We start from the raw sequence: 14756 nt of genomic DNA on the forward strand, positions 1-14756 counted from the left end.
GTCAACTAAAGACTTTATGAAAGGCTGCAATTTTATAATCACAGCCTTTCCCTCAACCTTTGCTTAAACGACATCGTATCCTTGATCTTCAATGGTCTCTTTCACATTTTCCAGCGAAACAACGGATTCATCAAAAGTCACACTTACCTGATTGTCAGCAAGGCTTACCGTTGCTTTGCTAACCCCGTCACTTTTTGAAGAGCACCTTCTATGGAGATGACGCAGTGATTGCAGGACATTCCTTGTACGTTCAAAGTAACATTCATCTTACATCCTCCTTTGTTTTTGGGAAGCTTTATTTGATTTCATTTTACAATACCCCTGTAGGGTATACAATACCCAATTTTACATTTCCTGCTGTGTACCTACAAAAAAGCTCCCCATCTATAAAAGACGGGGAGTTTTTCCTTACGCTTCTTGGCTGAGATGGTTTCTGGTGGGAACAAAAAACACTTGCTCCACCTCATTCGCGGATAATGGACGACTGTAATAGTACCCTTGTATTTCCTTGCAATGATTTTCTGTCAAAATATCTAACTGATCCTTCGTTTCAATGCCTTCTGCAATTACATCCAATTTCAGATGCTTCGCCATCGAAATAATAGTGGCCACAATGGCTTTATCGTTATCATTTCGAGACAGGTCTGTTATGAAGGAGCGGTCAATCTTTAGTTTGTGGATCGGGAACTTTTTCAAATAGCTCAAAGAGCTGTAACCGGTTCCAAAATCATCCAAGCTAATTCTTGTTCCAATTTTGTTTAACTCATGCAGGATACTGATCGATACTGCCGGGTCCATCATCATGCTCTCTGTGATTTCCAGTTCCAAAAAGTGTGGTCCAAGCTTAGTTTCCTCAAGGATATTTTTGATGTACTGGACTAGGTTCCGTTGGTGGAATTGATGGGAGGACAAATTGACGGAGACCGGTATCAATGGTCCCCCTCCATCATGCCACTGCTTCATTTGTCTGCACGCTTCGCGAAGCACCCACGTACCAATCTCATAGATCAGCCCTGTCTCTTCCGCAATAGGGATAAACACTCCTGGTGAAAGCATCCCTTTGGTCGGATGATTCCACCTGACGAGCGCCTCTACTCCGATCATGCGGTTACTTTCCGCATGAAATTGAGGTTGGTAGTACACTACCAGCTCATTACGTTCAATTGCTTTTCTGAGATCACTTTCTATCTCAATATTTTCCAGCAATTGCACATCAAACTCGGGCGTATAGAACAGGTGACCATTTTTCCCCTGTTTTTTCACCTCGTACATGGCCGTATCCGCTTTTTTGAGCAGCGCGACAGCATCCGTTCCGTGGTCTGGGAATATCGCTGTTCCAATACTTGCTGATATGTAAAATTCACTGTCTTTTAGCGAGAATGGCTGTTTCAACGCTTCAATGATCTTATCCGCTAAACTCGCCGCTTCCCTACGGTCCGCTCGTGTTTTGCAGAGGATGGTAAATTCATCTCCACCCATACGAGCAATTGTTGCATGGTACCCTTCCGCACTCTTTACGATTCTGTCGCTGACCCCCTGCAAAAAGATATCGCCGTAGGAGTGACCCAAGGAATCATTGATCATTTTGAAACGATCGATGTCGAGAACCATGACAGCAAAGCTGGTTGAATCTTGGCTGCTTTTTTCAATAGATTGATGGAGGACTTGATTAAACTTTCTTCGATTCGGTAAGTCGGTCAGCTCATCGTGATAAGCCAAATACCTGATTTTTTCTTTCACGCGATTCTCTTCGGTAATATCCTTCACAATGATGTGATTCCCAACAACTTCTCCCTCAATTTCAACCGGGACATTGAGTACACTCAGCTCTACGCGATTTCCGTTCGGATGAAAGATGGCCGTCTCAAAATTATTACGATTGGGCTGAAAAGACTGGGCAAAAGAATCTTTGGTGATGTCCCTTTTCTCCTCAACTATATGCATGCCAATTTTCGATACATGTTGATGGATGAATTCTTCCTCCCGCAGTCCACCAATCTTCGTGACAGCTGGGTTCATTTGGATAATACATCCACCTGTATCTAAGGAAATAATGCCGTACTCATTATTTTTATAAAGGGAACGATACCAGCTTTCACTTTCCTGAATGACCGTATCTTTTTGCGAGAGTCGCTTGTTAATAAACAAGCCGAACAATGTAATGCCCATCAGTAAAAAGGTGGCCAAGACAATGATATAGGCCAAGGTCTCCGGTTCGATCTGCGTTTCTATCTCGGTTGTCGGCACTTCCGTTACGTAGAAATGCGCTGCAACCATCCCGGTGTAATGCATACCCGCGATTGCAGCTCCCATAATGAGTGAGCTGCCCAATTTGTATAAATATGCGTATTTCGATTGATCACGGCGAAAGTAAAACAAGAGCCAAAGTGCCGCTGCCGAAGCAGTCGCTGCAATGATAATGGATAAAATAACGATCCACATATCGTATGTAATTTCGATAATCATCGCGGCCATTCCCACGTAGTGCATCCCAGATATTCCAGCAGCCATTAGAATTCCCGCGATACCTAGCTGTCTCGCATTGAGGTTGCTTTTCGTGACGGTAAACAAGGCTATGCTCGAGACAAAAATGGCAAGAATGACAGATAGGATGACATACTCCATGTCATAAAGAACCATAATTGGGAGGGTAAGTGCCAGCATTCCGACAAAATGCATGGACCATATTCCGAGCCCCATCGTTGTGGCACCAAAAATCAACCAGAGTAGCTGATGCTTCCCCTTACTTGTACTCACTCTGGCTGCCAGGTTGAGAGCAGAAAAAGAAGCTGCAACCGCGATTAAATAAGAGAGTATCACAAGGAAACTGTCGTACGTCCCATGTATCTGATGATCCAAGCTCCTTCACCGCCTTCCTTTTGTAAAATCTCGATGGTCTCATCTAAACCATGCTGCCTGATTCACCATAACGATTTACCTGCAAGAAGGAATCGATTTCTTTCGTGGGCAGCGGTTTACTGTAGAAGTACCCTTGGACTTCATTGCACATTTGTTCCTTTAGAAAATCAACATGTTCTTGTGTTTCTACACCCTCTGCAATAACAGCAATTTTCATGTTGTGTGCCATATCGATGATCGTTTTAATAATCGCTTGATTCCGTGGATTCAAATTCCGGACAAAGGATTGGTCGATTTTTAGCCGATCGATCGGAAATTGACTTAGATAGCTCAATGAACTGTAGCCCGTCCCGAAATCATCGATACTGATGCTAATCCCGAGACCTTTCAAACGATTCAAAATCCGAATTGTATAGTCTACATTTAGCGCCATGCTTTCCGTGATTTCCAGCTCTAAGTATTGCGGAGATAAGCCCGTCTCTTCAAGGATCGAGGTAATCATCTCAATGAGATTGTTTTGCATAAATTGGCGTAAGGATATATTCACCGCAACCGCCAGTTGAGTAAAGCCTGTTTCCTGCCATACTTTTATCTGTTGGCATGCCGTTCGCATTACCCATTCTCCAAGCGGTACGATTAAGCCTGTTTCTTCTGCGATCGGGATAAATTGAATAGGTGGAATGAGACCAAGGTCTGGATGTTCCCAACGAATCAACGCCTCCATACCGATAATCTGGCCCGTCTGTAAATGAATCTTCGGTTGGTAGTGCAGCGTAAATTGTTTCTCATCCAAAGCTTTTCGCAGCTCTCTTTCAAGCTGTAGCTTTTTGGCTAAAATCTGATGTAGCTCCTCCGAGAAAAATTGATAATTGTTTTTCCCTTGCTCTTTTGCCAAATACATGGCAGCGTCCGCATGCTTCAATAGCGCTTCAATATCGTCTCCATCTTCCGGATACATGCTGATGCCGATACTTGGTGTGATAAAGATTTCGATATGGTCTAACGTAATCGATTCGGACATGCTCGTGATGATTCGCTGCGCAATTTCACCAACTTCTTTGTGTGTGACATCTGTGAGAAAGATGGCGAACTCATCTCCGCCGAGTCGAGAAACAGAATCCCCTTTTCGCAAACACCCGATGAGACGATTGGCTACTGCTTGTAAAAGGACATCCCCTATGGAGTGACCCAGCGTATCATTGATGTTTTTAAATCGATCCAAATCGATGAACATGACGCCGATTTTCTCTTCTTTTTGTTTTGCTTTGAGCATCGCCTCTGCCAGCTTTTCATGAAAAAGCGTTCGATTAGGCAGATTGGTTAAGGAATCGTAATGGGCCATGTAGCGAATCGTTTCTTCCGCCTTTTTTCTCTCGGTGATGTCAATCATGGAGCCTACCATCTCCACGATCTCCCCATTTTCCTCAATAGGTGACAACGTAATGTAATAATCATTTCCGGATAGTTTCAGTTCGAAGGTAACGGGCTCGCCAGCAAACGCTCTGCGAAAATAGCTTTCCATATGCTCTGCTACCTCATAAGGAAAGATTTCATACGACGTTTTTCTCAGCATCCTCTCAGAAGTTAGCCCGAGCTCTTCCGCCATTTTCCCTTCACACAAGGTATAGGTGATGTTCCCTTTCGGATCTGTCACGATCTTGAACACACAGTTTTGCAAGTTTTGGACCGTCCTGCGAAAATCGTTCTGCAATGCTTCTGCCAAAGCTGCCTCTGCTTCAATGCGGTCGGTAATATCCGTACGGATCGAAACATATTGATACGGAACTCCCCGGTCGTCTAGAAATGGCACGATGGTCGTATTCATCCAGTATTCATTGCCGTTTTTGGCGCGATTCTTCACTTCGCCCTTCCAAACACGTCCTTGCTTGATCGTTTCCCACATCAATTTAAAAAACGACTTGGAATGATAGCGAGAGTTAATGACCCGATGTGTATTTCCAACTAATTCATCCACTTCGTATCTGGAGATTTCACAAAACTTGTCATTTACATAGGTAATGACGCCTTTGTCGTCTGTAATCGCTACAATCGAAGATTCATCCAGTGCATTTTTGATATCGTGCAAGTCCTTCATCGTCTTTGATAGAGACTCTTCCATCTGCTTGCGTTTCGTGATGTCCGTCCCGATTGCCACGTACTGATAAAGGAATCCACTGTCGTTCATGAACGGCACTAGCGTCATGCTAAGCCAATATTCCGTACCGTCCTTTGCCCGATTTTTCATCTCGCCTTTCCATACTTTTCCTCGGCTGATGGTATCCCATAGAGATTTAAAATAGTCTCGCGGATGGAAACCGGAATCGACGATGTTATGGTTTTCTCCGATTAATTCCTCTCTACTGAACTTGGATATTTCGCAGAAGTTGTGATTGACGTAGGTGATGATTCCTTTTTCATCTGTGATCGAAATAACAGATGACTCTTCCAATGCAGATAATGCATACTTTACATCTCTGATTTGATTAAACACATGGCACCCCCGCCTGTTCTCGCCTTACAATTGAAACTTACGGATGGAATGCTGCAGCTCTTCTGCCATTTCGGCGAGTGTACTGGAAGCGGTTGTAATCTGTTCCATAGAAGCTGTTTGTTCTTGTACAGAAGCAACTACGCTTTGTGTGTTTTCCGCTGCCATCCTTGAAACATGCGCAATTCCCTCTATAAATTCCACTACGGAAACAGTTCCGTTATTGGCTTCATTGATTTGTTCTGACATTTCTTGTGTTCTTTTCGAGACTTCGTCTACTACACCCAAAATTTTGTAGAAGGCAACTCCAGCTTGTTCGATCATGATGACTCCTTCTTTAACAGCTACGTCCCCTTGACTCATGACGTGAATCGCCTTTTCCGTATCTCTTTGAATATCTCCGATGATGGAAGCGATCTGCGAAGCTGCTTGCGCGGATTGTTCTGCTAATTTGCGAACTTCACCTGCTACGACTGCGAATCCTCTTCCCTGTTCTCCCGCTCTCGCCGCTTCAATCGCTGCGTTTAACGCCAATAAATTCGTTTGACTCGCGATTTCCGTAATAATCGAAATGATGGAACCAACTTCTTTTGATTTTTCACCGAGCATATTGACCACTTCGGTAGAAGAGCTCACTCTTTGATTAATCTCATTCATTTGTTCGATTGATTTGGCAACCACTTCATTGCCTTCGGTTGCTGTTTTGTTCGCTTCAACGGATGAGCTGATCGCATGAGCCATGCTCATTGATACTTGCTGCATGACTTGCGAGATGCTCACGGCAATCTGTGTGGCATTCTCCGCATCATTTACTTGCTGTTCAGCGCCTGCTGCAATATCTTGGATCGATTGGGATACGTTCTCTGCTGTCTGGCGTGTTAATTCGGAGCTGGCTGTCAATTCCTCGGAGGAGGCGGCTACTTGTTGTGAATGGAAGGAGACTCGTTCTAATAAATCTTGCAGATTGTGCTTCATTTGGGAAAAATGGCGGGCTAGTTCACCGATTTCGTCGCGATTCTTGATTTGAATATCTGCTCGGGCCAAGTTCCCTGCAGCAATTTGTTCTGCTGCATGCGTGATCAGTAAAACGGGGCGAGAAATGGCACGTCCAATCATGAGGGCAATACCTACTCCTGTGAGAAGAGCAAGTAAGCTAAGCAAGATAACCAGGAGCTTCGTAGATTGAATATTGCTATCCAGCTGGGCAATATCTTGTTCCAACAGTTTCTGTTCGAGAGCAACAAATTCTTGGGCTTTTTGTATAAACAATTCGCCGACTGGCGTACATTCATCTCTGACCAAGCGCGTGTACTCTTCTACTTTGTTTTGTTGCTTTAACGCTACAACCCGGTCAATAATTTCCTCGTGTTGGGCATGCAGCTCGTTCATCTCTGTTACAAGTTTTTCCCCTTCAGAATTCATACCCATTTTGGATAGTTCGGAAGTAAGCTCTTTATAACTGTCATTTGCCTTCGTATACCCCGCCAGATAACTGTCATCGCCTACAATGACGTATCCTCGTGCATACTTTTGTCGTTCACTGACACTTGCAATAATGTCCTTGGATAGCATCTCCTTGTTAATTCGGTCTTCGATCATTGTCCGATAACGAGAATCGATGGATGCAATCTGAGAATAACCAATGCCTGCGACTGCCACTAAAAGTAATAACACTGCCAAAAATCCTAAAAAAAGCTTTTTCCTTACCGTCAACTTCATAATAGTTGTTTCCTCCATCGAAATTCTACGAATTATTCCTGCATTCTGTGAAATATGTAAGTTATTTAATAATCCCTTTATCTTATGTAACGGCATTTTCTATAGGTCTTTTGAACTTTTTTATCATACAACATCGTTCTGTAACATTTATAGAATTCTTTTCGACAATGAAAAAGCCCCGACTGCCAAGGCGGACGAGGCTTACCTATACATTTATGCGGCTACTTTTTCTTACATGGCTTATCGTTTTGGCGCCCGAAAACCTGCTTGCTGCGCTTCTTCTTCCGTCGCAAACCACACCTCCGCTTTTGTTTGCTCGTAGCTAGCGGAGCCTGGAACGTGATAGATTTTCTCGCCTTTGCTGTTGATATTGCCCTTGATGGTTTTGCCTTCAGGTGGCGCGGTGTCAGCCGCCGTATTGTCCTTGGACTGTTTTTGGGGCTTGGCTTTTTCCTTAGGAGCCTCTGCCTGCTGCCCTTCTAAAGCCCACAGCCCGCGATTCTGCTCCCGTGCTTCCCGCTCCGCTGCCAGGAACAGTTCTGCTTGAGCTACATTCGGTGGGATCGTCATGATCCGGGCGTAGCCGTCACGAACGAGCTTTTCATTGACAAAGGTGCCGTCTTCCAAATATACGTAAGCAAGCAAACGCTTGTACTTGTCATAAGGCACGACATCGAACTTCAGCTTGACCTTTTTGCCAGTTAAAAGCTCCTTTGAGTAATCGCTCGCTTCTTTTCCATACGGTTCGACCGGATGGTTGGGTTTTACTGTCTCTGGGGTATCTACGCCAATCATACGGACTTTTTCCCCGCTGTCCAACTCAAATGTATCGCCATCAACCACTCGTTTGATCACAGCATCTATCTCGCCGTTAGCTTCTGGCTGACCGGACGATCCACATGCCGATAGCAAAAGAACCAGTGCGAGCAGAAATACGGTTAATCGTTTCATAGACGTCCTTCTCCTGTTCTACGTTGCATTGTTTTCCAGCGTAGTGGATTTGCCAACCCAGGTCAATAGGAGAGAAAAGCAGTCCGTTTTTTCCTAACGAAAAAAACGACCTTCACGCAAGGTCGTTTTGTCTATACGTCCAGATTTTAGTCACGATCGGCGCTAAACAAGAACAACAGGACGACCACGACAATAATAATCCATATAAATTCCTCGTTTTCGCGATCAAAAAAACCATCGAACAGACCCATGGCGGAGTCCTCCTTTCCTTCTCGCTACAGCCTATGCAAAAGGCTAGACGCGTGCCAGTAGTTGGAAGAGCCCAAAAGTAAAATGCGTGTTCAAAAGTCGACTTTTTGAAAAAACGTCTCAGGAATGAATTACTTACAAGTAGACAAGATCAAATGCGTATAGGTACCTAGCTGTTTTACTTCGTTCGTAAAACCAAGATTGGCAAGCTCCTGTAGCAATCGGGAGCGATCGGCATAACAGCGGTCCTGAATATCTGCTATCACTCTCGTATGACCTGCCTCCCTTAGGGTATCAAGATGAGCTTGTCTATGCGCCTGATCCTCAAACATTAAATCGGCAATGACCAACCGTCCCCCTGGTTTTAACACGCGGCGACATTCCGCCAAAGCAAGCTGCTTCTGATCATCCGTCAAATGGTGCAAGGCGTAACTCGTAGCCACAAAGTCAAATCGATTTTCTAAAAATGGAAATGCGAAAAAGGTTCCCAGCTTCGTCTCGACCTCTGGGTGTTTCGCTCTGCATTGCTTCAGCATTTGCGGAGATTGGTCGAACCCGCTCATCCTGGCTCCTTTTTTCACGAGACGCCCTGCGAGGTTTCCTGTACCCGTTCCGGCATCCAGACCGCACTCTCCTGATTTAACCGCAACAGTCGCAACAACCTCATCCAGCACGTTTTCGTATGATTCATGACCATTCCCGCCATGTACCCATTCGTCATAGCGGTCCGCCCATTCATTAAAATTCCATCGATCCACCCAGTTATCCCGTGTCTGCTTCAATCGCTTGTTCGCTTCTGCCAATGTAAACAGCTCGCCTGGATCAATCGATTCTCTACCCTTTATCCGTTCAATCATCGCTTCTGTCGTTTGGATGACCTTGCTCATTTCTACCCATCTTGTATACATAAACGAACGCTGCAGCTCTAAATAATGGAGAAGACTGCCTTCCTGATCTTTCATTTGAATCAGGAGCTCCCGAATGTCTTCTACCGCCATCCCGACCTCGCGCAGTGTCATGATGGTTTGCAGCCTCCAGACATCTTCCTCTGTGAACTGGCGATACCCGGACGCATCTGCTTTCGATGGCTTGATCAGCCCTTTTTCTTCATAATATCGAATCGCACGCGGGGTTATTTGCAAACGATCGGCCATGTCTTTGATTTGCATGGAACTCTCTCCCTGTATCATTCTTTTTCTATCATAAACCTTGACGCAGCGTGAATGTACAGAACGAATGAAAAAAAGCTGCCGGATTCTTTCCGACAGCTCGTTTCTATCATATTAATGTGTCGCCGGCTCAGAAATTTGCTGGAGAGCGTCACTCGCCTCATCGTGGTGAACTTGACGAACAGCCATATCTGCCAACGCCACAATTCCGACCAGCTTGCCTTTCTCGACAACAGGCAATCGACGAATTTGATGCTGGGCCATGATCCTGGCCGCTTCATCGACAGTCGTTCCTGGTTGCCCAAGAATAATGTCCCGTGTCATGACCACCTCGGTGGCAGTCGATCCCTCATGCTTTTCAGCCAAACCCCGAATGACGATATCGCGGTCCGTAATGATCCCGATCACATCCTCTTTTTCATCCACAACCGGAATGACCCCTACATTCCAATCGCGCATTTTGCAAGCCACTTCATACACATTATCCTTAAGCGTCACAGTAGCGACATCTTTTGTCATAATTTCGCGCAATGTGCGATTTTCCAGCTTCGCCATTTCATTCTCCTCCTTTTGCTAATCAACGATTGTAGTTTGTCCTCTCCCCTATCGTTTCATGCGCAAGAAACAGTATGATATATTGCGCTTCTTCCAAAAACAGACTATGATTAATAAGTGAATATCTCACCCATTTTTAGGAGGAAAAAGAATGGTCATTAAGGACACGGGAATTGGCACGAAAGAAGTCTTTTTCGCCGATCTGGAGCACTACATGAGCGAACTCGGCTTTGATCGCGGCGCTTGGGATTACAAGCATGCTACATACGATTATAAAATCCATGATAAAGGCAATGTCTTCTACCTGCGTATCGAAGCGAACGTGTCAGAAGGCAAACTTGAGGATTCGCACTCCGTACTGAAGCTCGAAGATCCTTATATGGGCAAACATCTTTTCCCACACGGTCTGGATTACGATTACCCAATGCCAGACTCCGTTGTAAAAACAGCGAAATTGAAGCTGCAAATGCTGGGCGAAAAGCTGTCCTCACACTAAAAAATGAAATGGCACGGTGTACAGAGAGGAATCCCCTCTCTGTTTCACGTAGAGGGGGGTATTTTTATGAAGACGAGGGGCGTACCTGACTTTTTGCTCCTGTTTTTGACCGCCCTACTTGTTGGGTTTGGCATAACCATGGTGCTCAGCTCCAGCTCTATTTTCGCATTGACCAGTTTTACAAGTGGCGGCTGTGATTATTGTGGCGGAGATGAGCTTTATTTCGTGAAGCGTCAATCGGTTTTCTTGCTGGTCGGTGTCGTTGGGATGCTGGTGGCCATGAACATTCCCTTCTCCTTTTATAAGAGAAATTTCTTATTGATTGCGCTCGTCAGCTTCTTTTCTTTGCTCCTGGTTCTTATTCCAGGTATTGGTAAGCAAGTTAACGGAGCTCGATCGTGGTTTGAAATCGGTTCTGCAACCATTCAGCCTGCGGAGTTTGCCAAGCTTGGCCTTATTCTGTACTTGGCAGCGATTATCTCCAAAAAAGGAAACGGGATACAAAAGCTGAAATCCGGTTTGATGCCCCCACTGATGGTAACGGGGATGTTTTTTATGCTAATTGTAGTCCAACCCGACCTTGGTTCTGCCGCCATCTTGCTCGGATGCGCTTTGATTGTCATGATCTGCGGTGGGGCCAAAATCCGCCAATTGATCGGTCTCGGTGCACCGGCTGTGACTGTTGCCCTATTGGTATATATCACAGCAAAGCCCCATGCCTTGAATCGGATTTACTCTTATCTCAATCCGTGGAGTGATATGGACGGCACTGGCTACAACATCATTCAATCCTGGATTGCAATTGCACATGGCGGTCTGACTGGGACAGGCTTTGGAAAAAGCATTCAAAAGTATTTGTATTTGCCGGAGAGGCATACCGATTTTATTTTCTCGATCATGACAGAAGAGCTAGGTTTTATCGGCGCCTCTGTGTTCCTCTTGATCTATTTGCTTTTCTTGCTGCGCGGCATCCATATTTGTCTGCGCGTAAAAGACACCTTTGCCAGTCTGGCAGGAATCGGTGTTGTCAGCATGTTCGCCATTCAGGCGATCCTAAACATTGGCGGAGTAACGGGTTTGATTCCACTGACAGGTGTACCACTGCCGTTTATCAGTTATGGTGGTTCTTCTTTACTTGTATGTCTGCTCGCCACTGGCTTTTTGCTCAGTATATCGCGGGAAGTCAGTCGCCAGAAGGTAGAAGAGCAATTACAAAAACAGCCATATGCCATGTAAGAAACAAATATAAGGGATACCGGATGCTTCCAGTATCCCTTTTTTCTTACTCATTTCGAAGGAGTTCGATTGTTTCCACCCGTACATTCACGGCTTCCACATAAAGACCTGTTAATGTTTCCACCGCTTCTTTTACTTTTTCCTGTAGGACGTGACAGACGTGATGGATCTGCGCCCCATAACGGACGGAGACACGCATGTCAATGGTGACTCTGTCTTCTATTACGGAAACGGTAATGCCTTTCGCGCCGCCATTCAGCTTTTTCGCCAAATCTTGATAGATTCCGCCTGAACGAACTGTGACTTCCAACACTTCTTCTACAGCAACCCCAGCAATGATCGCGATCACCTGATCTGCTACTCTGATTTCGCCAAGCCCATCAGCCATCAGGACGCCCTCCTCTTCGCCCGTTTCGTACTTCCCCCACTGGTTTCATTTGCCTTTTCTTTCATTATAAACAAATCATGCTTGGGCTTGGAAGGAAATTTGTTTTTTTCTCTCCGTTAGTGTCGGAGACGTGCAATGAATGTCAACGAGTGTCAACTGATCTGCAGCAATCGCCTCCCGCAATACCGACTCCAAGGTATGTACCTCTTTGACGACCTTGCCACTGATTCCGCAAGCATTCGCCAATTGTTGAAAATCTGGATTACGCAATTTCACTCCAAAAGGGATCAAGCCCGCCTGACTCATTTTGACCTCTTCCAATCCTAATGTCCCATTGTTCACCACGAGAATCACAATCGGAAGTTGGAGCTCGGCCGCTGTCATAAGTTCTGCCAGATTCATTTGCAATCCCCCATCCCCAGCGACGCAGACGACCTGTTTCTCAGGATAGGTGAGCTTTGCAGCCACAGCCGCAGGCAACCCAAATCCCATCGTCCGCCACTTCCCTGAAAAGAGTGGGGTCTGTTTTTTCCCACGGAACGCACGATTAAACCAGATCGTGTGCTCACCCGTATCTAGGACAATAATCGCATCTTCATTGACCACTCCCCCAAGCGTATGCATCAAGGTTTGTGGTTTTACTTGCTCACTCGCTTGTTGAATGACTGCTTGCTCTGTCTCCCTGCCAAACTCTCCATGCCACCGCTTGATCTGTTCCTGCCACGCATCGTCCTGTCTGCGCGATTGCAATCGTCTCATCCAGATCGGCAGAACATCGTCCAATTCAGCCGTGACAGACTGGAGGTAGGGATGTGCATGTATCGATCCAGGCTGATGATCTACTTGAATGACGGACAGTTTTTTTGGCAAAAAAGCGCGAGGAAACCAGCTCGCTCCCAAAATCAGCAACAAATCTGCTTCCGCTAATGCATGTAAAGTTGTTTCGCTGCCCCCTTCTCCCCATCCGCCGATCACCAGTGGATGAGATTCATCTACCGCCCCTTTTGCTCCGAGCGACAGCAACACGCCTGCCCCTAGCTGTTCCGCTAGATTCACACACGAATCCGCCAACTTGCGGGCACCGATACCAAGCAGTATGAGAGGCTTTTGCGCTTTCGCAACCTGCTCGCAAGCGAGCTCGATCTCCATTCGATCAGGATAAATGGCATGTGGAATGCGTGGAAGTGCTGGAAGGACTGCATCTGAAGTCGATTGCGTAAAAACGTCCTTGCAAATGGAGAGATGTGTCACTCCTTTTTGCTGCATAGCTGTGACAAATGCTTTGTGCAAAACACTTTGGATGGCATCTGGATGCGTAATCGTCGTCGAATAAAAACTGATGGGCCGTATCATGTCTTCTTGTGAGATAAACTGCTTGTACGCGCCACCCAGCTTGTATGTCTCCACTTGACCTGTAATTGCAATGACAGGTGCGCGATCTGTATGCGCATCTGCAAGTCCATTCAGCAAATTCACAAAACCCGGCCCCATCGTCGCGGTACAAACAGCCGGAATTCCCGTCAGTTTTGCTTCCGCACTTGCCATCATAGCCGCAGCAGATTCATGCTTGCAGGCAATGTATTGAATGTCGGATTGCTTAGCGATCTGATCCAGCCAGGCAAAGATACCGTCACCTGCCACCCCGTATATTCGTTTTACTCCCCATCTGATCAGTTGTTCCGTCAAAAATTGCGCGACCTGCATCAAAATCTTCCCCTTCCAGAACTAAAGTGGAAATACATTACTCGTAGTCTACGCATTCTCCAATATTTTACTAAGGCCAAAATGACGGAAGTTGGAGAACCTAACAATAATCAACTGATATTCAAATCCATACCCGAAGGAGGGTAAGAAATGAAACAGCCTGTCAAATGGCTGCTAGCTGTAGTAGTATTCGCACTTCTGGTTACGACTGCGGTTATGGTATCTCCGTTGCGCTCAGATGCATTCAGTAAGCAGATCGTCAAAGTAGGGGCAGAAGGCTCAGACGTGCGTGAAATGCAGTATCGCTTGAAGCACCTTGGATTTTATACGGGAAAAGTAGACGGCGTATTCGGGTGGCGTTCATATTGGGCGTTGCGTAACTTTCAGTATGAGTTTGGTATGACCGTAGATGGTGTCCTCGGCGCGCAAACGAAAGTAAAGCTGTATAACGCAACGAAAAATTATAAGCCCACTGCTTCTGATCTCGGGGTGCCACAAACCGCAACTCCTGCACCGTCGAAGCCTACTACGCCTTCTAAACCTACGTATCACGCAGCGGGAGTATCAGAGAACGACCTGCGCTTGATGGCGAATGCCGTGTACGGAGAATCGCGTGGAGAGCCTTATATTGGCCAAGTAGCAGTTGCTGCTGTTATTCTGAACCGGACGAAGAACGCATCCTTTCCCAATACACCAGCGGGCGTTATCTTCGAACCTCGTGCCTTTACAGCTGTTGCGGATGGTCAGATTTGGCTGGCACCGAACGAGCAGGCAAAAAAAGCAGTGAATGATGCGCTTAAAGGTTGGGACCCAACAGACGGAGCCATTTATTATTTCAACCCGGATACAGCTACATCCGGTTGGATTTGGAGCCGCCCTCAAATCAAAAAGATCGGCAGACACATTTTTTGCCGCTAACATTCCATAAAAAACAGGCACAAC

Annotated in this window: 11 protein-coding genes and 1 pseudogene; 3 read left to right on the forward strand and 9 right to left on the reverse strand. The window is 45.9% G+C overall.

The genetic code is table 11. From position 1 onward, the window contains the following. Positions 1–63: 63 nt before the first annotated feature. From copZ to POF51_RS05085, 7 genes and pseudogenes are all read right to left on the reverse strand, one after another. A pseudogene (gene copZ / locus POF51_RS05055) lies at positions 64–266 on the reverse strand (copper chaperone CopZ). A 142-nt stretch (positions 267–408) separates the two neighbouring features. Further along, positions 409–2859 (reverse strand): bifunctional diguanylate cyclase/phosphodiesterase, encoded by a 2451-nt coding sequence (locus tag POF51_RS05060; RefSeq protein WP_069844579.1) that lies wholly within the window; start codon positions 2857–2859, stop codon positions 409–411. Positions 2860–2902: 43 nt separating this feature from the next. Continuing rightward, positions 2903–5350, reverse strand: coding sequence for a bifunctional diguanylate cyclase/phosphodiesterase (locus POF51_RS05065; RefSeq protein WP_069844578.1), 2448 nt, complete (start codon positions 5348–5350; stop codon positions 2903–2905). A gap of 24 nt (positions 5351–5374) precedes the next feature. Further along, entirely contained in the window at positions 5375–7066 is a 1692-nt protein-coding gene (locus POF51_RS05070) for a methyl-accepting chemotaxis protein (protein WP_069844577.1), read from the reverse strand. A gap of 240 nt (positions 7067–7306) precedes the next feature. Next, a complete protein-coding gene (locus POF51_RS05075; protein ID WP_069844576.1) occupies positions 7307–8017 on the reverse strand; it encodes a thermonuclease family protein in 711 nt (236 codons plus the stop codon). A 380-nt stretch (positions 8018–8397) separates the two neighbouring features. Next, positions 8398–9435, reverse strand: a complete 1038-nt coding sequence (locus tag POF51_RS05080; RefSeq protein WP_069844575.1) for a MerR family transcriptional regulator — start codon at positions 9433–9435, stop codon at positions 8398–8400. 114 nt (positions 9436–9549) lie between these two features. Further along, complete coding sequence (locus tag POF51_RS05085; protein ID WP_017247935.1) at positions 9550–9990, reverse strand: CBS domain-containing protein; 441 nt, start codon at positions 9988–9990, stop codon at positions 9550–9552. Positions 9991–10141: 151 nt separating this feature from the next. On the opposite strand from POF51_RS05085, the gene POF51_RS05090 reads away from it, so the two are divergent. After that, a complete protein-coding gene (locus tag POF51_RS05090) occupies positions 10142–10486 on the forward strand; it encodes a YugN family protein (RefSeq protein ID WP_017247934.1) in 345 nt (114 codons plus the stop codon). A 66-nt stretch (positions 10487–10552) separates the two neighbouring features. Next, positions 10553–11722: a putative lipid II flippase FtsW gene (ftsW, locus tag POF51_RS05095; protein WP_017247933.1), complete on the forward strand. Its 1170-nt coding sequence runs from the start codon at positions 10553–10555 to the stop codon at positions 11720–11722. A gap of 46 nt (positions 11723–11768) precedes the next feature. Here the strand turns inward: ftsW and POF51_RS05100 are convergent, their stop codons facing one another. Together POF51_RS05100 and POF51_RS05105 are read right to left on the reverse strand one after the other, a co-directional pair. After that, positions 11769–12110, reverse strand: coding sequence for an Asp23/Gls24 family envelope stress response protein (locus POF51_RS05100; protein ID WP_069844574.1), 342 nt, complete (start codon positions 12108–12110; stop codon positions 11769–11771). 75 nt (positions 12111–12185) lie between these two features. Then, positions 12186–13814 carry a thiamine pyrophosphate-binding protein gene (locus POF51_RS05105; RefSeq protein ID WP_069844573.1) on the reverse strand — a complete coding sequence of 543 codons (1629 nt, stop codon included), beginning with the start codon at positions 13812–13814 and terminating at the stop codon, positions 12186–12188. Between the two features lie 150 nt (positions 13815–13964). On the opposite strand from POF51_RS05105, the gene sleB reads away from it, so the two are divergent. Then, positions 13965–14732, forward strand: a complete 768-nt coding sequence (gene sleB / locus POF51_RS05110) for a spore cortex-lytic enzyme (protein WP_069844572.1) — start codon at positions 13965–13967, stop codon at positions 14730–14732. Positions 14733–14756: the final 24 nt, after the last annotated feature.

Origin of the sequence: Brevibacillus sp. AG, assembly GCF_028369215.1 — a bacterium.
GTDB classification, from domain to species: domain Bacteria; phylum Bacillota; class Bacilli; order Brevibacillales; family Brevibacillaceae; genus Brevibacillus; species Brevibacillus porteri.